Here is a 16,262-nt window from a genome sequence, read left to right as displayed (position 1 = left end):
TCACGAGGTCCTGGCTGATTGGGCCGGCGGCAGATGCGCCAGTTCGGTCAGCATATCCATCACCAGCGCCGCAGGGTCAAGGTTCACGGACCGCCCGATCCGCGCCCGCGCCAGCAGTTCGGCCTGCGCGCCGGCCCAGTCCCGCGCGGCACGGTCATCGGGCGAGAGCCGCGCCATCACCCGCCCCTCGCGCTCGGCCGCCTGCGGCAGTGGCGCGCCCATCAGCCCGGCACGCGCCAGACGGCTCAGCAGCCGGTCCATCAGCGTCACCATCAGGTCAAAGGGATCGCCATCGGCATCGGCGCGCTTGGCCGCCTGATCGGCCAGCTTCAGCGCCTTCTGCCGGTCCATCGCCGGCAGGCTGTCCATCAGATCGATCAGGTCCTGATAGCGCGCCAGCCCGTCCTGACCGGCAAGCCGAAGCGCCTCGCCCACAGACCCGCCGGCCAGCGCCGCCAGCTTCTCGGCGTCATCCTCGCTGCCCAGATCCTGAAGAACCGAGGCCATGTCTTCGGGCGCCAGCGGCGTCAGCCGCAACTCGCGGCAGCGCGAGCGGATGGTCGGCAGAAGCCGCGCCGGCTGATGCGCGATCATCAGGATCAGCGCGTCCTTGGGCGGCTCCTCCAGCACTTTCAGCAGCGCGTTGGCGGCGGCGGTGTTCATCTCGTCGGCGGCGTCGATGATGGCGATGCGGCGGCCACCCTCGGCCGCGCTCATGTGGAAGAAGCCCAGCACCTTGCGGATCTCGTCCACGGTGATCTCGGCCCGCAGACGCTTGGCCTTGTCGTCCCATGGCCGGCGGATCAGCATGACATTCGGCTCCGACAGCGCGGCGATGCGGCGCGCGGCGGGGGCATCCGGCGGCGCGGTCAGGTCGTCGCTTCCGGCACCCGTCAGCAGCCAGCGGGCGATGGACCATGCCAGGGTCGCCTTGCCCACCCCGCGCGGGCCGGTGATGAGCCAGCCGTGATGCAGCCGGTGGCTGCGCGCGGCGCTGACGAAATCGGCCACTGCCGCCGTCTGGCCGACGACGCGCGGGGCCATGCGCGGATGGGGCGCACCGGGCACCCGGTCGGGTTCAGGAATGTCGTCAGGGGCACTCATGCCGGCAGGGCCGCGCGGACCCGGGCGGCGACATCCTCGGGCGCGCCCGAGCCGTCGATCAGCCGCACCCGTGCGGGGTTCTCGGCGGCGAGTGCCCGAAAACCGGCGGCGAGTTTTTCCTGAAAGCCGAGGCCGAGGCTTTCAAACCGATCCTCGCTGCCGCCCCGTGCCTTCCCGCGTGAAAGGCCGGTGGCCGGGTCGATGTCGATCACCAGCGTCAGGTCGGGCTCGATGCCGATGGCGGTCTCGTGCAGGCGGTCCACCATGCCGCGCAGATCGCCGCGCGTGGCGCCCTGATAGACGCGGGTGGAATCGGCGAAACGGTCGGTGATGACGGTGCGGCCTGCCGCAAGCGCCGGGCGGATCAGCCGTTCCAGATGGTCGCGGCGGGCGGCGGTGAACAAGAGGATCTCGGTCTCGGGCGACCAGCGTTCACCCGCGCCTTCGACCAGCAGCCGACGGATCTCCTCGGCGCCGGGCGAACCGCCCGGCTCGCGGGTCAGGACGACATCGCTCCCCTCGGCCCGCAAGGTCTCGGCCAAAAGCCGCGATTGGGTGGATTTGCCGCTGCCGTCGATGCCCTCGAAGCTGATGAACATCAAAGGCCCACGGCCTCGACCGCGCGCCCTCCGAGACGCAGGGCCGCGCCCTTCACCCGGCCAAGGAACCCGGTCTCGGCCACGTCGGTCGCGGCCAGCAGCGGCATCCGCGCCTCGCCGGTGCCGGGGATCTGCACCACCAGCTCGCCCAGTTGCTGCCCGGCCTTGATCGGCGCGGGGATGGGCGAGCTATAGACCACCTCGGCCGTCACCCGGTCGCCGGCCCCGCCGGGGATAAGCACATTGAGCCCGTCCTTGGTGGTCAGCGCCACCCGCGAGGCCGAGCCCAGCCAGACCGGCGCCTCGACCACGGTTTCGCCCTTCGGCACCAGCGTCTTCATGGTGAACTGGCGAAAGGCCCAGTTGACGATGCGCTCGGCCTCTTCAGCGCGGGAGGCTTCGGTCGGCAGGCCGGTGACGACGAAGATGATGCGGCGATTGCCCTGCACGGCGCTGCCCGTCAGGCCGTAGCCCGCTTCCTGCGTGTGGCCGGTCTTCAGCCCGTCGGCGCCGATCCCGAGTTTCAGCAGCGGGTTGCGGTTATAACGGTTCGAGGGCGCGCGGTTGTCGAACGGGTATTCGGTTTCCGAGAAGTACTTGTACAGCTGCGGGAAATCCTGGATCAGGCGTTGCGCCAGCACGCCCAGGTCATGGGTCGACATGCGGTGGCGCGGATCGGGCCAGCCCGAGGCATTGGCGAAGGTGGAATTGGTCAGGCCCAGCTCCTTGCCCTTCTCGGTCATCTGCCGGGCAAAGGCCTCTTCCGTGCCGGCCAGGCCCTCGGCCACCACCACGCAGGCGTCGTTGCCAGACAGCACGATGATGCCCTGGATCAACTCCTCGACCGTGGGGCGGTCCTGTTCATTGAGGAACATGGTGGATCCGCCCATCTGCCGCGCCTTGGTCGAGACCGGCAGGCGGGTATCCATCTGCACCCGGCCCTCGCGCACCGCCTCGAACAGCATGTAGACGGTCATCAGCTTCGACATGCTGGCCGGCGGCAGCGCCTCGTCGGCGTTCTTTTCCATCAGCACCGTGCCGGTCGCCACGTCATAGACCCAGGCCGAGCGGGCATTGGTGTCAAAGGCCTGCGCCTGGGCCAGACCCGGCAGGGCGATCAGCAGCAGGGCTGCGATGCGGAACAATTGGGCGCGCATGGGGTTTCCTTTGCCTGTTTGAGCCTTGACTACAACAGCTGCAGACCTGCCGCAACGCGCCGAGCGGTCGCGCGCGGAGGTTTGACCCAAGGGAGACTGGGATAGTGAGCATTTCCGAAACCGACATGGACTTCACGATCTGGGCGATCATCGACAAGCCGCGCGAGACGGTCTTCGAGGCGGTGGCCGACCCGGCGCAGCTCTCGGCCTATTTCACCACCGGCGGGGCCAGGGGTCACATGGACCGCGGCGCCACCGTCACCTGGGAATTCGGCGATTTCCCCGGCCCCTTCGACGTGACCGTGCTGATCGCTGAGCCGCCCGAACGCATCGAGTTCGACTGGCCCGCCCCCTCGGGCAACGGTCTGAACCGGGTGATCTTCCGCTTCGAGGAACTACCCGCCGGCCGCACCAAGGTCCACGTCACCGAAACCGGCTGGCCCGCCACCCCCGAGGGGCTGAAGCAGGCCTACGGCAATGCAATGGGCTGGTCCCAGATGCTGGCCGCGATGAAGGCGTGGCTGGATCACGGCGTTGTGCTGAGGCAGGGGATGTATGTGTGAGGGGATGCGCGGGTGAGCTTCTTGGGCTCGTGCGCTCGCGCGAGGATCGCCGCTTCCTTGGCACGTCCGGACGCCGCAAGGCTGGCGCAATGGCCGGACGTGTGCCGCCCGCGATCCGCGTTCGATACCTGCCTGCTGTCATTCGAGGTGATGGTGTCGTAGGGATGGAAAAACGATTCAGGTTGGATGATGCGAACTCATATTTCTGCGATTCTCGCTCTCATGATCGCCGGCGGATGCGCGGTGGGTTCCAGTGCCGTTGTCAAGGGCGCCGGGCCGGACGATCTTCTGAAGCTTCGAGAAGGCCCCGGGCTCGAGCACAACATCATCATCGGCCTGCCGGACGGCACGCGCCTGAACCGCCAGAGCTGCGTGACGACCAATGGCAAGGTCTGGTGCAAGGTCTCGCTCGCCGAACGGCCGAGTGTGTCGGGCTATGTTTCGGCGGACTATCTGGCACATCGCTGACAGCGACCCTCACCCCATCCCCAGCGGATCTCTCCGCTTCTTCGCGCGCCGGCGGTCATGCCGGCCGCTCATCACTGCGATCACCCCGAAGCCGGTGCAATAAATGGCTCCCATCAGCAGAACCAGCCAGCCGGGCAGGGGGCCGATGGCGGCGCGGTCCAGCAGCTCTCCGGCCGAGGTCAGCGGCGTCGGATGCACCGCCAGCTTGCCCAGGTAGGCGATGGTCTGAATGAGCAGGATCCAGAAATAGTTGCGCCGGATGCGGCGGCCCACGGCGGTCCACATGCTGACGTGATAGGAGGGTCGCATGTAGTCGTCGGCCAGCCGGTCCTGCCAGTGATCTTCCAGGTGCAGGTCGCCCTCTTTCAGGATCGGAGCGATGAAGTTCAGTTCCATCCAGCGGCAGCGCGCCCGCCAGACGTTGAAATAGCGATAGCGCCGGGCCTCGAGCATCAGGAAGAAGACGATCAGGATGCCGACCAGAACCAGGGGCAGCGGCGAGGCCTGCGGCGAGGAATAGGTGATCGACAGCGCCACCCCCAGCGTCACCACCGACCAGTTGGTCGAGGTGTCAAGCCGGGTGCGCCAGATGGTCGAGCGATAGACCTCGGCCCGGTAGAGATGGGCCAGCACCCCCATCTCGGCCGAGTCGAACTGCTTGCGTTCGCGGATCTCGCCGTCTTCGGCCATGCCGTGGCCTCCCCTGCGGCAAGCTTGGCATGGCCCGGGGCGTCGGCGCAAGCTGGCAGCGGGATTTTTCTGCCGCTGCAAGTGCTTGGGTCGGGATCGGTGCGGGTCTTGGGGGCGCTACCGCCCCATCGCCTCGCGCCAGTGGCGGCGGCAGAGCGAGACATAGGTTTCATTGCCGCCGACCTGCACCTGCGCACCCTCGCGGATGGCGGCCCCGTCCGCGCCGCGGCGGATGACCATGGTGGCCTTGCGCCCGCAATGGCAGATGGTGCGCACCTCGCGCAGGTCGTCGGCCAGCGCCAGCAGCGCCGCCGAGCCGGGGAAAAGCGCGCCCCGGAAATCGACGCGTAGCCCATAGCACATGACCGGGATCCCCAGGTCATCGGCGACGCGTGCCAGTTGCCAGACCTGGTCCGGGGTCAGGAACTGCGCCTCGTCGACGAAGATGCAGGCGGCCTTGGCCCCCTGCCGCTCGATCAGGGCAAACAGATCGGTGGCGGCGTCAAAGGTCAGCGCGCTGTCCTCGATCCCGATGCGGCTGGCGATGCGCCCCTCGCCGGCGCGGTCATCCAGCGCGGCGGTCAGCAGCAGCGTCTCCATCCCGCGCTCGCGGTAATTGTAGGAGGCTTGCAGCAACAGCGTGCTCTTGCCGGCATTCATGGTGGAGAAATGGAAATAGAGCTTGGCCATGCGCGCTGGATTAGCGGGCGGCGGCGGGGGCGGCAAGGGCGCGGCTTTGATCGGTCTGCGGCAGAACGCGCCTTTTCTATGGCGCGGTTCTGGTGGACAGTGCCAGAACTCCACCTGCTGTAGACGAGTTTCCCGATGACCGACCCCTTGACCCGACTGGCGATCCTGAACGGAACCGACAAGTTCGGCTATCACGATTACACCCCGCATTACTTCGGATTGCTGAACCATCTGCGCGACGAGCCGCTGAAGCTGCTCGAGATCGGCGTGGGCGGCTATGGCTCGCCGGTCAGGGGTGGCGAATCGCTGGCGGTCTGGCGGGATTTCTTTCCCGAGGGGCAGATCACCGGGCTGGATATTCAGCGCAAGACCATCGATCTCGGGTCCCGTGTGCGCATCGTTCAGGGCAGTCAGGTCGATGCCGATTGCCTCAGCCAGATCGAGGCCGAGCGCGGGCCCTTCGACGTCATCCTGGACGATGGCAGCCATCGCAACGAGCATGTGGTCGAAAGCTTTGCCCTGCTGTTTCCGGGTCTGAAACCGGGGGGGCTCTATCTGGTCGAGGATGTGCAGACCTCGTTCTTCCCGCGCTTCGGCGGCTCGCTGACGCTGGATGCGCCGAACAGCGTCGGCATGGCGGCCGAGATCATGGCGCAGCTTCAGCGCGGCGAGGGCGGCGAGATCGTCGCCGTCGAACGCTTCCACAATATCTTCGCCTTCTGGAAGCGCGATCCCGGCCAGCCCGCGCCGGGCATCGAGAATGACCGCCGGGTTCGCGCCGCCGATGGCGTGACGCGGATCGCCGCTGACAGCGTGACGGATGCCGCCGCGCTGATGCAGGCGGTGGACCGGGTGGGCGAGGCGGGCCTGCTGCTGATCGAGGGCCGGCCTGACCCGGCGCTGTTGTTGCAGCTCTTCGTCGAGGTCGATCACACCGAGATCCGGGTGCATTTTCCCGATGCGCCGCTGCTGCCGACCGCGCCGCGCATTCTGGGCATGGCCATCTATGGCGATGGCGTGGTGCTGCAGGTCGGGGACAATACCTATCCGTCGAACTTCGACTACAGCCCGGAAAACCCGCTGGCCGCTGCCGCCATGGCGACGATTTCCGAGGTCATCACCGACCCTGCCGCGACCGAGAACGGCTTGCAGCAGGCCGCCGTCATGACCGAGCGGTTCCACGGCGCCGATGCCGCCGCGCCGCTGCTGCAGCGCCTGTCGCAGATGGGCTGCACCGATCAGCGTTTCTATCTGCTCTATGCCAAGCTCTTGCGCCAGTCCGAGGATTGGCCGGCGATGGAGCGGCTGTGCCGCGAGGCGCTGACCCATCTGCCGGACGATCCGCAGGTCCTGCCGACGCTGGCTTTGGCCCTGCGCCGTCAGGGTCGGCTGGACGAGGCGCTGGAGCTGCTTCGGACCGCCCATGAGGCCAATCCACGGGTGCGATCGATCGTTACCACGCTGGCCAATCTCGAGGTTTCGGTGGGCAACCGGCCCCGCGCCATCGAGCTGTTGGAAAAGGCGATGGTCCTTTTTCCGCCAGCCGACCGTGCCGGCCGACAGCGCAAGCTGATCGAACTGTGCCTTGCCAGCGGCGATCAGGAGGCAGCGCAGCGCGTCGCCCGGCGTCTGCGCGAGGCGGTGCCCGATGACCCGCTGGCGACCGAGGTTCTCGGCCCGGTCGCGGATTCAGATGCCAAGTCTTGACGCCGCGCCTTGGTCAGCCTTCTGCTGGCTGACCAGAACCCGCAGCAGGGAGCCGCGCTGTTGACCGATGCCTTGTCCCGTCTGGCCATCCTTCATGGCACCGACAAATACGGCTTCCACGATTATACGCCGCATTATCATGCGATGCTGGGCCCTCTGCGCGACCGGCCGATCCGGCTGCTGGAGATCGGCATCGGCGGCTACAGCGATCCGCTGCGTGGTGGTGAATCGCTGGCGATGTGGCGCGACTATTTCCCGAAGGGCGAGATCACCGGGCTGGACATCGCGCGCAAGGACTTGAACCTCGGGCCGCGCGTGGCGATCCGGCAGGGCAGCCAGGTCGATGCGGACTGCCTGTCGCGGCTGGTGGAGGAGCGCGGGCCGTTCGATGTGATCCTCGACGATGGCAGCCATCAGAACGCCCATGTGGTCGAGAGCTTTCGCCTGCTCTTCCCCACGCTGGCCTCGGGCGGGGTCTATATCATCGAGGACGTGCAGACCGCCCTTTTCCCGAAATTCGGCGGCTCGCTTGAGCTCAAGGCACCGAACAGCCTCGCCATGGCGCTGGAGCGGGTGGCGAAGCTGCAGGCCGGGCAGGGCGGCGGCATGGCCCGGATCGAGCGGTTCCACAACCTGATCGTGATCCACAAGCGCGTGGCCCGGCAGAAACGCCCGCTGCTGACCGAGGATCGCCATCTTGCCGCCGCCAAGGCCGAGGGGCGCAAGATCGTGGAGGCCGAGGCCGGCGATCTGGTTGACCTCACGGCGCTGACCGCGCTGGCCGCCAGTGCCGGCACGGACGGCATTCTGATGCTGCGCGGGCCGTGGCAAGACCAGGCTCTGCTGCGCGATATCTTCGTCCAGATCGACCATCGCGAGATGCGGGTCTACCATCCCAAGGCACCGCTGCACGGGCTGGCCGGGCGCATCGCCGGCCTGTCGATCTATCCCGAGGGCGTGCTGTTGCTTCTGGGCGAGAACAGCTACCCGTCGAATTTCGCCTTCGATGCCCGCCATCCGCAGGTGACGGCGGTGCTGGCCGAGATGGGCGAGGTGCTGACGGACAAGGCGGCGACGGAAAAGGGTCTCCTGGCCCATCTGCGGCTGAAGAATCTGCCGGGGGCGGGCAAGGTGGGGATCGCGCATCTGGACCGGTTGCAGGCCATGGGTTGCCGCGACCCGCTTTATCGCCTGCAGCGGGCCGAGCTTCTGGCCGAGCGGCATCAATGGCGCGATCTGCTGCGGCTCTGCCGCGAGGCGCAGAGCGACGGGCACAGCGATCCCCGGCTGACCGCGCATCTCGGCCTCGCGCTGCGCGAGACCGGGCAGGGGGGCGAGGCGCTGCAGATCCTGCGCGCGGCGCAGGGGCGGGTGCCGGATTCCCTGCCGATCATCGCCGCGCTGGCCGAGGTCGAGTTCGATCACGGCGACAAGTCTGCCGCGCGGGTGCTGCTGGCCGGGGCCATCGACCGCTTTCCGCCGGAGGAGCAGCCCATACGCCTGCGCGCCCTGATCGAGATGGCGCAGGAGACCGGCGATGCGAAGACCGCCCTGACTGCGGCAATCCGGTTGCAGAGGCTTGACCCCAGCGCAGTGTCGATCCGGCGCGAGCCGGTTTCCCCGCCCGGCGACTGACGCCTAGCTGACGCAGCCGGCGCCTTCGGTGGCCAGACCGGCATTGGCGCGGAACATCGCGAACATCTCGCGGCCCATGCCCTCGGCATTGCCGCTGAGATCGGCCACCACCGGGCGGCGGTCGTCGAAATCATCGGCGAGGCAGTCGATCGTGCCCATGGTCGCGTCGAGCCGCAACAGGTCGCCATCGCGCACCCGCGCCAGGGGGCCGCCATTGGCCGCCTCGGGCGAGAGATGGATGGCCGCCGGCACCTTGCCCGAGGCCCCGGACATGCGCCCGTCGGTGACGAGCGCGACCTTCAAGCCGCGATCCTGCAGCACGGCGAGGATCGGGGTCAGCGAATGCAACTCGGGCATCCCGTTCGCGCGCGGGCCCTGGAAGCGGACGACGACGATGGTGTCCTCGGTGAACTCGCCGGCCTTGAAGGCGGCCTTCACCTGTTCCTGGTCGCTGAAGACGCGGGCCTTGGCCTCGATCACATGGCGTTCGGCGGCGACGGCGCTGATCTTGATGACGCCGCGGCCCAGGTTGCCCTCGAGCAGTTTCAGCCCGCCGGTGATGGCAAAGGGATCGCCGGCCGGGCGCAGGATCTTGTCGTTCAGCGTTTCCTTGGCGCCCTCTTCCCACCGCACCCGGTCGCCATCCAGTTTCGGCTCGGCGGTGTAACGCTCCAGCCCGTCGCCGACGATGGTTTTCACGTCGGGATGCAAGAGGCCCGCCTCCAGCAATTCGCCGATCATGTAGCCCAGACCGCCGGCGGCGTGGAAATGGTTCACATCGGCCAGCCCGTTCGGATAGACCCGCGCCATCAGTGGCACCGCCTCGGAAATGTCGTGGAAATCCTCGATGTCGAGGATCACCCCCGCCGCCCGTGCCATGGCGGGCAGGTGAATGACGAGGTTGGTCGAGCCGCCGGTGGCCATCAGCCCGACCAGACCGTTGACGAAGGCGCGCTCGTCCAGGATCTCGCCCGCCGGGCGATAATCGTTGCCAAGCCGGGTGATGGCGGCGGCGCGTTCCACCGCCGAGATGGTCAGCGCATCGCGCAGGGGCGTGTTCGGGTTGACGAAGCTGGAGCCGGGCAGGTGCAGGCCCATGAATTCCATCAGCATCTGGTTGGTGTTGGCGGTGCCGTAGAAGGTGCAGGTGCCGGCGCCGTGATAGCTTTCCATCTCGGCCTTCATCAGCGCGTCGCGGCCGACCTCACCCAAGGCGAATTGCTGGCGGACCTTGGATTTCTCGTCGTTGGGCAGGCCCGAGGGCATCGGCCCGGCGGGCACGAAGACGGCGGGGATATGGCCGAAGGTGGCGGCGGCGATGATCAGCCCCGGCACGATCTTGTCGCAGACGCCCAGGTACATCGCCGCATCGAAACAGTCATGCGACAGCGCCACGCCCGAGGCCAGCGCGATCACGTCGCGCGAGAACAGCGACAGCTCCATCCCGGCGCGGCCCTGCGTGACGCCGTCGCACATGGCCGGCACGCCGCCCGCCACCTGCACCGTGGCGCCCGCCGCCTTGCCGGCCTTGCGGATCAGCGCGGGATAGGCCTCGAAGGGCTGATGCGCCGACAGCATGTCATTATAGGCGGTGACGATGCCGATATTGGGCATCCGCGTATGGGCCATGTCGGCCTTGTCGTCCATCGCGGCATAGGCATGGGCCTGGTTGCCGCAGCTCAGATGCGCGCGGCGCGGACCTTCCTCGGCCGCCTTGGCGATCTTTTGCAGGTAATGCGGCCGGCTTTGGGCGCTGCGCTCCCGGATGCGGTCGGTCACTCGGGCAATGGTGGCGTTCAGGGTCATGTCGCTTCCTCCGGTTGCCGACAGGTTATGCTGTTAGCGATAACAGTTCAAGACCGGATCGCCGGCAATGCATACATAAATGCGGGCTTGCGCATGCCGGGGCATGGCTTGCTCCGACCTTCCGCCCGTGCCAGATGTGTCAGCGAAAGGACCCTTCCATGACCGATCTGCCCATCATCCGCCTGCGCCCGAAATCCAAGCCCCAGGCGATACGCCACGGCTTTCCATGGGTTTTCGCCGATGAGGTGGTCGCCGACCGCCGCACCCGCGCCATCGAGCCCGGCAGCTTCGCCGTGCTGGAGGATGCCGAGCGCAAGCCCTTGGCGCTGGTCACGGTCAATCCGAACTCGAAGATCATCGGCCGGGTGATGGACGCGGATGCCGAGGCGCGAATCGATGGCGCATGGATCGCAGCACGGCTGGCCCGGGCGCTGGCGATGCGCGAGCGGCTCTATGATGCGCCCTTCTATCGGCTGGTCCATGCCGAGGCCGACGGCCTGCCCGGTCTGGTGATCGACCGTTTCGGTGACGCGGCGGTGATGCAGCCCAATGCCGCTTGGGCCGACCGCATGGCGGGCGAGATCGCCACGGCCTTGGCCGAGGTGACGGGGGTGAAGACCGTCATCCTGAACGGGCAGGGGCGGGCGCGCGGCCTTGAGGGGCTGGACGAGCGCATGGAGGTTCTGCTGGGTCCGGCGCCCGAGGCGCCGGTCGAGGTGCCGATGAACGGGGCGATCTACCTGGCCGATCTGATGGGCGGGCAGAAGACCGGACTTTTCTATGACCAGCGGCCGAACCATGCCTTTACCCAAAGGCTCGCCAAGGGCGCGCGGGTGCTGGACGTGTTCAGCCATGTCGGCGGCTTCGGGCTGGCGGCGCTGGCCGCCGGGGCCGAGCACGCCACCTGCATCGATGGCAGCGCACCTGCCCTGTCGCTTGCCGAGGGCGGGGCAAAGGCAATGGCGGCGGAAGGCCGGCTCAGCGTCACCCAGTCCGACGCCTTCAAGGCGATGGAGGCGCTGGCCGAGGAGGGCGCGCAATTCGATGTGGTCGTCTGCGACCCGCCGGCCTTCGCGCCGTCGAAACCCGCGCTCGAGGCCGGTCTGCGCGCCTATGAGCGGGTGGCGAAACTGGCCGCACCGCTGGTCGCGCCCGGTGGCTACCTGGTGCTCTGCTCCTGCTCCCATGCCGCCGATCTGACGGCCTTCCGCAATGTCTCGGCGCGCGGCATCGGGCGCGGCGGGCGGCGGCCGCAGCTGATCCATACCGGGCAGGCCGGGCCGGACCATCCGACCCTGCCGCAGCTGGCGGAAACCGGCTACCTGAAGGCGCTGTTCTTCCGGCTGGATGGATGATGCGGGCGCTGCTGGACGCCAATGTCCTCTATCCCACCGTCTTGCGGGAGGTGCTGGCGGACGTGGCGGCGGCGGGGCTTTACGTGCCGATCTGGTCGCCGCGCATCCTTGAGGAGTGGCGTCATGTCGCTGCACGTCAGGGGCCGGATGTCGCCGCCGTGGCCGGGGTCGAGATCGCGCTTTTGGCCGAACGTTTCCCGGCGGCCTCGGTCAGCGATCAGGGCAGCCGCAGCGCCGGGCTGGACTTGCCCGACCCGGCCGATGCCCATGTGATCGAGGCGGCGCTGAATGGCGGGGCTGAGCTGATCGTCACCGCCAATCTGCGCGACTTTCCCCGGCCCCAGATGGCGGCGGTGGGCCTGCGCGCGGTCCATCCCGATCCGTTTCTTCTGGACCTCTTTGCCCATCACCCCGACCCGGTCGCGGCGGCGGTGCGTGCCGCCCATGCCAAGGCGGAACGTCTGGGGGGCGCGATGCCGCTGGCGCAGATGATGAAGCGCGCGCGGTTGCCGCGTCTGGGGCGTGCCTTGGCAAGATGACGCGGCAAGGCATGATGCGGGTTGATGTTAACGCTAACACGCGCTATGAACGGGCACGACGCATAGGAGGCTCTGAATGGTTTCTCGGGTGATTCCGGTCGAGGATTTCGACCTTGTGATCTTTGGCGCAACGGGCGATCTGGCCCGCCGCAAGATCCTGCCGGGCCTGTTCCGCCGCTTTGTCGCCGGGCAGATGCCCGAAGCGGCGCAGATCATCGGTGCCGCCCGCAGCGAACAGGATGACGAAGCCTTCCGCGCCGAGACCAAGGCGGCCATCGTCGAATTCGGCGGGGTGAAGAAAGGCGACGACGACCTCGCGCGGTTCCTGCAGCACCTGCATTACGTCCGCATCGATGCCAAGGGCGAGGGCGGCTGGAAAGAGCTGAAGGCAAAGATGCGCAAGGGCGCGGTCCATGCCTTCTATTTCTCGGTGGCGCCCGCGCTTTTCGGTGATCTGGCCGAGCGGCTGGCCAGCCACGGCATTGCCGACGGTGACAGCCGGATCGTGGTGGAAAAGCCTTTTGGCCGCGACCTCGCCACCGCCAAGGCGCTGAACGCCACCCTGCGGCAGCATTTCGAGGAACAGCAAATCTACCGGATCGACCATTACCTGGGCAAGGAAACCGTCCAGAACCTGATGGCGGTGCGCTTTGCCAATATCCTCTTCGAGCCGCTGTGGAACGCGCAATACATCGACCATGTGCAGATCACCGTGGCCGAGACCGTCGGCGTCGGCGGGCGCGGCAGCTATTATGACACCTCGGGCGCGATCCGCGACATGGTGCAGAACCACATGATGCAGCTTCTGTGCCTGATCGCGATGGAGCCGCCCTATCACTTCGATCCGAATGCCGTGCGCGACGAGAAGCTGAAGGTGATCCGCGCGCTGGAGCCGGTCGAGGCCACCGAGATCGTGCGCGGCCAGTATCAGGCCAATGGCGACGGCAAGGGCTATGTCGAGGATTCCGAGAACCCGGCCACCCGCACCGAAAGCTATGTGGCGATGAAGGTGCGCATTTCGAACTGGCGCTGGCAGGGCACGCCCTTCTACCTGCGCACCGGCAAGAAGCTGCGCGCGCGCACCAGCGAGATCGCCATCATCTTCAAGGAGCCGCCGCATTCGATCTTCGAGGATGCCCAGACCTCGGGCGAGCCGAAGGCGAACGAGCTGGTGATCCGGCTGCAGCCGAACGAGGGGATGAACCTCAAGGTGATGATCAAGGAACCGGGACCGGGCGGGATGCGCCTGGTGCAGGTGCCCTTGGACATGACCTTTGCCGATGCGCTTGGCCCCGAGGGCGCCGACATGCCGGACGCCTACGAGCGCCTGATCATGGATGTGATCCGCGGCAACCAGACCCTGTTCATGCGCGGCGACGAGATCGAGGCCAGCTGGGCCTGGACCGATCCGATCATCAATGCCTGGGAAAACAGCAAGCAGCGTCCCGAACCCTATGATCCCGGCTCTTCCGGTCCCGACGAGGCCCTGGGCCTGATGCATCGTGACAAGCGAAGGTGGCGGGAGATCAGGGCATGACGGTCGAGTTCGTCGAATATCCCGACCGCGAGATGCTGGCGCTGATCCTGGCCGACAAGCTGGCCAGCCAGCTGGGTCAGCATCTGCGCACCAACCAGCAGGCAAGCCTGTGTGTGCCGGGCGGCACCACCCCGGCGCCGGTCTTTGAGTCGCTGAGCGCCACCGATCTGGACTGGGACCGCGTGACTGTGGTTCTGGGCGACGAACGCTGGGTCGATGGCGAGCATCCGCGCTCGAACTCGCGCCTCTTGCGCCGGCATCTTCTGAAGGACGAGGCGGCGGCGGCGAATTACATCGACCTTTATACCGGCGACGCGACGCCCGATGACGCGCTGCCGGGCCTCTGCGCACGGCTGGAGCCGGTCTTTCCGATCACCGTGGCGCTGCTGGGCATGGGCAATGACATGCATACGGCGAGCCTCTTCCCCGGTGCCGATCATCTGGCCGCCGCGCTGGCCCCCGACGCGCCGCCGGTGCTGGCCATTCGCGCCGAGGGTGCCGACGAGCCGCGCATCACCCTGACAGCACCTTACCTTCGCAATGCCATCAACCTGCATCTGCTGATCACCGGTCCGGAAAAGCGCGAGGCTTTCGAGCGGGCGCAGAAGCTCGATCCGCTCGAAGCGCCGATCCGCGCCCTGATGGACAATCTCACCGTGCACTGGGCCGAGTGACGGCCCCCGATTTCCCCCCCGGAAAGGACCCGGCCATGTCTGACTGGACCAAGCTGAAGACCCACCGCGCCGCGCAGAGCGAGACCCGGATCACCGACCTGTTCCTGACCGACGCCGACCGCGCCACCGGCTATTCGGTCGCGGCGGGCGGCATGGTCTTCGACTATTCCAAGACCCTGATCGACCGCATGGCCCGGCAGATGCTGATCTCGCTGGCCGAAGGCGCGCAGGTCGCGGACCGCCGCGAGGCGATGTTCTCGGGCGCGAAGATCAACGAGACCGAGGATCGCGCGGTGCTGCACACGGCGCTGCGGAACCTCTCGGGCAGCGTCATGGTCGACGGCAAGGACGTGATGCCCGAGGTCCGCGCCACGCATGAGCGGATGAGCGCCTTTGCCCGTGACGTGCGCACCGGCATCTTCCGGGGGCAGGGCGGCGCGATCACCGATATCGTCAATATCGGCATCGGCGGCTCGGACCTCGGCCCGGCGATGGCGGTGTTGGCGCTGGCCCCCTATCACGATGGGCCGCGCGCGCATTTCGTCAGCAATGTCGATGGCGCCGATATCCATGACACGCTGGCCGGGCTGAACCCGGAAACGACGCTGGTCATCGTCGCCTCGAAGACCTTCACCACCATCGAGACCATGACCAACGCCAAGACGGCGAAGGACTGGATGGCGAAAACCGTGCGCGATCCCGGGGCGCAATTCGCCGCGCTCAGCACCGATGCGAACCGCACCGCCGCCTTTGGCATCGATGGCGCGCGGGTCTTTGGCTTCGCCGACTGGGTTGGCGGGCGCTATTCCATGTGGGGCCCGATCGGCCTGTCGCTGATGATCGCCGTGGGGCCCGAGCATTTCGACCGGTTCCTCGCCGGTGCCGCCTCGATGGACGACCATTTCCGCACCGCGCCCTTCGAGCAGAACCTGCCGGTCATGCTGGCGCTGGTCGGCATTTGGCACAACCAGGTCTGCGGCTATCCGACCCGCGCCGTGCTGCCCTATGACAACCGGCTGATGCGCCTGCCGGCCTATCTGCAGCAGCTCGAGATGGAATCGAACGGCAAGGGCGTCGGCATGGACGGCAATGACCTGACCGTCGCCTCGGGGCCGGTGGTCTGGGGCGAGCCGGGCACGAATGGCCAGCACGCGTTCTACCAGCTGATCCACCAGGGCACCGCCGTCATCCCCTGCGAGTTCATCCTGGCCGCGCGGGGACACGAGCCGGACCTGGCCCATCACCACATCCTGTTGGCGGCGAACTGCCTTGCGCAATCCGAGGCGCTGATGCGCGGCCGCTCGCTCGATGAGGCGCGCAAGCTGATGGAGGCCAAGGGGTTGCAGGGCGCGGAGCTGGAGCGTCAGGCGCGGCACCGTGTCTTCAAGGGCAACCGCCCGTCAACCACGCTCTTGATCGAGGAACTGACCCCGCACGCGCTGGGGCAGATCGTGGCGCTGTATGAACACCGGGTCTTTGTCGAAGGGGTGATCCTCGGCATCAACAGCTTTGACCAATGGGGGGTGGAACTCGGCAAGGAACTGGCGCTGAAGGTCGAGCCGCTGCTGAAAGGCGAGGAAGCGCCGGGGCATGACCCCTCGACCGTGCATCTGGCGGAACTGGTGCGCGAGATGCGGGGCGAGGGTTAATCGACCCTTGGCCCGTGCGACCAGCACGGGCCGCGCCCGACCCTCCCATCGGAGGGCGCATTTCGACGCGGTTCATGCACCGAACGCGG

Annotated in this window: 15 protein-coding genes; 9 read left to right on the top strand and 6 right to left on the bottom strand. The window is 67.4% G+C overall.

Annotated elements, in window-relative coordinates:
- The 3 genes from Q1A36_RS01440 to Q1A36_RS01430 are packed head-to-tail and all read right to left on the bottom strand — an operon-like array spanning position 1 to position 2,860.
- On the bottom strand, positions 1-1,104 hold the full coding sequence (locus Q1A36_RS01440) for a DNA polymerase III subunit delta' (protein WP_299838682.1): 1,104 nt from the start codon (positions 1,102-1,104) through the stop codon (positions 1-3).
- Positions 1,101-1,703, bottom strand: a complete 603-nt coding sequence (tmk, locus tag Q1A36_RS01435; protein ID WP_299838679.1) for a dTMP kinase — start codon at positions 1,701-1,703, stop codon at positions 1,101-1,103. Before tmk ends, Q1A36_RS01440 begins: the two co-directional genes overlap by 4 nt.
- Complete coding sequence (locus Q1A36_RS01430; protein ID WP_299838677.1) at positions 1,703-2,860, bottom strand: D-alanyl-D-alanine carboxypeptidase family protein; 1,158 nt, start codon at positions 2,858-2,860, stop codon at positions 1,703-1,705. Before Q1A36_RS01430 ends, tmk begins: the two co-directional genes overlap by 1 nt.
- A gap of 104 nt (positions 2,861-2,964) precedes the next feature.
- Between Q1A36_RS01430 and Q1A36_RS01425 the strand changes: the two genes are divergently transcribed.
- Both Q1A36_RS01425 and Q1A36_RS01420 read left to right on the top strand, forming a co-directional pair.
- A complete protein-coding gene (locus Q1A36_RS01425) occupies positions 2,965-3,423 on the top strand; it encodes an SRPBCC domain-containing protein (RefSeq protein WP_299838676.1) in 459 nt (152 codons plus the stop codon).
- Between the two features lie 189 nt (positions 3,424-3,612).
- Complete coding sequence (locus tag Q1A36_RS01420) at positions 3,613-3,891, top strand: SH3 domain-containing protein (RefSeq protein WP_299838674.1); 279 nt, start codon at positions 3,613-3,615, stop codon at positions 3,889-3,891.
- Between the two features lie 9 nt (positions 3,892-3,900).
- Here the strand turns inward: Q1A36_RS01420 and Q1A36_RS01415 are convergent, their stop codons facing one another.
- Both Q1A36_RS01415 and Q1A36_RS01410 read right to left on the bottom strand, forming a co-directional pair.
- Complete coding sequence (locus Q1A36_RS01415) at positions 3,901-4,581, bottom strand: DUF2270 domain-containing protein (protein WP_299838672.1); 681 nt, start codon at positions 4,579-4,581, stop codon at positions 3,901-3,903.
- A gap of 117 nt (positions 4,582-4,698) precedes the next feature.
- A complete protein-coding gene (locus tag Q1A36_RS01410) occupies positions 4,699-5,271 on the bottom strand; it encodes a thymidine kinase (protein ID WP_299838670.1) in 573 nt (190 codons plus the stop codon).
- 135 nt (positions 5,272-5,406) lie between these two features.
- Between Q1A36_RS01410 and Q1A36_RS01405 the strand changes: the two genes are divergently transcribed.
- Positions 5,407-6,978: a class I SAM-dependent methyltransferase gene (locus Q1A36_RS01405; RefSeq protein WP_299838668.1), complete on the top strand. Its 1,572-nt coding sequence runs from the start codon at positions 5,407-5,409 to the stop codon at positions 6,976-6,978.
- Positions 6,979-6,987: 9 nt separating this feature from the next.
- Positions 6,988-8,613, top strand: a complete 1,626-nt coding sequence (locus Q1A36_RS01400; RefSeq protein WP_299838666.1) for a class I SAM-dependent methyltransferase — start codon at positions 6,988-6,990, stop codon at positions 8,611-8,613.
- Positions 8,614-8,616: 3 nt separating this feature from the next.
- Here Q1A36_RS01400 and edd read toward each other — a convergent pair whose 3' ends face one another.
- Positions 8,617-10,419 carry a phosphogluconate dehydratase gene (gene edd / locus Q1A36_RS01395; protein ID WP_299838661.1) on the bottom strand — a complete coding sequence of 601 codons (1,803 nt, stop codon included), beginning with the start codon at positions 10,417-10,419 and terminating at the stop codon, positions 8,617-8,619.
- Positions 10,420-10,577: 158 nt separating this feature from the next.
- On the opposite strand from edd, the gene Q1A36_RS01390 reads away from it, so the two are divergent.
- From Q1A36_RS01390 to pgi, 5 genes are all read left to right on the top strand, one after another.
- Positions 10,578-11,774, top strand: coding sequence for an RSP_2647 family RNA methyltransferase (locus Q1A36_RS01390; RefSeq protein ID WP_299838658.1), 1,197 nt, complete (start codon positions 10,578-10,580; stop codon positions 11,772-11,774).
- Positions 11,774-12,313: an RSP_2648 family PIN domain-containing protein gene (locus tag Q1A36_RS01385; protein ID WP_299838655.1), complete on the top strand. Its 540-nt coding sequence runs from the start codon at positions 11,774-11,776 to the stop codon at positions 12,311-12,313. Before Q1A36_RS01390 ends, Q1A36_RS01385 begins: the two co-directional genes overlap by 1 nt.
- 76 nt (positions 12,314-12,389) lie before the next feature.
- Complete coding sequence (gene zwf, locus Q1A36_RS01380) at positions 12,390-13,850, top strand: glucose-6-phosphate dehydrogenase (protein ID WP_299838652.1); 1,461 nt, start codon at positions 12,390-12,392, stop codon at positions 13,848-13,850.
- The gene (gene pgl, locus Q1A36_RS01375; protein WP_299838649.1) at positions 13,847-14,524 is read left to right on the top strand and encodes a 6-phosphogluconolactonase; all 678 of its coding nucleotides are present in this window, start codon (positions 13,847-13,849) and stop codon (positions 14,522-14,524) included. The genes zwf and pgl overlap by 4 nt, the downstream gene beginning before the upstream one ends.
- Positions 14,525-14,559: 35 nt before the next feature.
- Positions 14,560-16,173 carry a glucose-6-phosphate isomerase gene (pgi, locus tag Q1A36_RS01370; protein WP_299838646.1) on the top strand — a complete coding sequence of 538 codons (1,614 nt, stop codon included), beginning with the start codon at positions 14,560-14,562 and terminating at the stop codon, positions 16,171-16,173.
- Positions 16,174-16,262 lie beyond the last annotated feature (89 nt).

Source organism: uncultured Paracoccus sp., assembly GCF_947487305.1.
Taxonomy (GTDB): Bacteria; Pseudomonadota; Alphaproteobacteria; order Rhodobacterales; family Rhodobacteraceae; genus Paracoccus.
Note: the sequence above shows the minus strand (reverse complement) of the source record. Positions and strands in the feature narration are given on the sequence as shown.

What these genes read in the sequence shown, in the direction of transcription:
- Q1A36_RS01440 (WP_299838682.1), bottom strand. Translation starts at nt 1,104, where the DNA reads ATGAGTGCCCCTGACGACATTCCTGAACCCGACCGGGTGCCCGGTGCG.
- tmk (WP_299838679.1), bottom strand. Translation starts at nt 1,703, where the DNA reads ATGTTCATCAGCTTCGAGGGCATCGACGGCAGCGGCAAATCCACCCAA.
- Q1A36_RS01430 (WP_299838677.1), bottom strand. Translation starts at nt 2,860, where the DNA reads ATGCGCGCCCAATTGTTCCGCATCGCAGCCCTGCTGCTGATCGCCCTG.
- Q1A36_RS01420 (WP_299838674.1), top strand. Translation starts at nt 3,613, where the DNA reads ATGCGAACTCATATTTCTGCGATTCTCGCTCTCATGATCGCCGGCGGA.
- Q1A36_RS01415 (WP_299838672.1), bottom strand. Translation starts at nt 4,581, where the DNA reads ATGGCCGAAGACGGCGAGATCCGCGAACGCAAGCAGTTCGACTCGGCC.
- Q1A36_RS01410 (WP_299838670.1), bottom strand. Translation starts at nt 5,271, where the DNA reads ATGGCCAAGCTCTATTTCCATTTCTCCACCATGAATGCCGGCAAGAGC.
- Q1A36_RS01405 (WP_299838668.1), top strand. Translation starts at nt 5,407, where the DNA reads ATGACCGACCCCTTGACCCGACTGGCGATCCTGAACGGAACCGACAAG.
- edd (WP_299838661.1), bottom strand. Translation starts at nt 10,419, where the DNA reads ATGACCCTGAACGCCACCATTGCCCGAGTGACCGACCGCATCCGGGAG.
- Q1A36_RS01390 (WP_299838658.1), top strand. Translation starts at nt 10,578, where the DNA reads ATGACCGATCTGCCCATCATCCGCCTGCGCCCGAAATCCAAGCCCCAG.
- Q1A36_RS01385 (WP_299838655.1), top strand. Translation starts at nt 11,774, where the DNA reads ATGCGGGCGCTGCTGGACGCCAATGTCCTCTATCCCACCGTCTTGCGG.
- zwf (WP_299838652.1), top strand. Translation starts at nt 12,390, where the DNA reads ATGGTTTCTCGGGTGATTCCGGTCGAGGATTTCGACCTTGTGATCTTT.
- pgl (WP_299838649.1), top strand. Translation starts at nt 13,847, where the DNA reads ATGACGGTCGAGTTCGTCGAATATCCCGACCGCGAGATGCTGGCGCTG.
- pgi (WP_299838646.1), top strand. Translation starts at nt 14,560, where the DNA reads ATGTCTGACTGGACCAAGCTGAAGACCCACCGCGCCGCGCAGAGCGAG.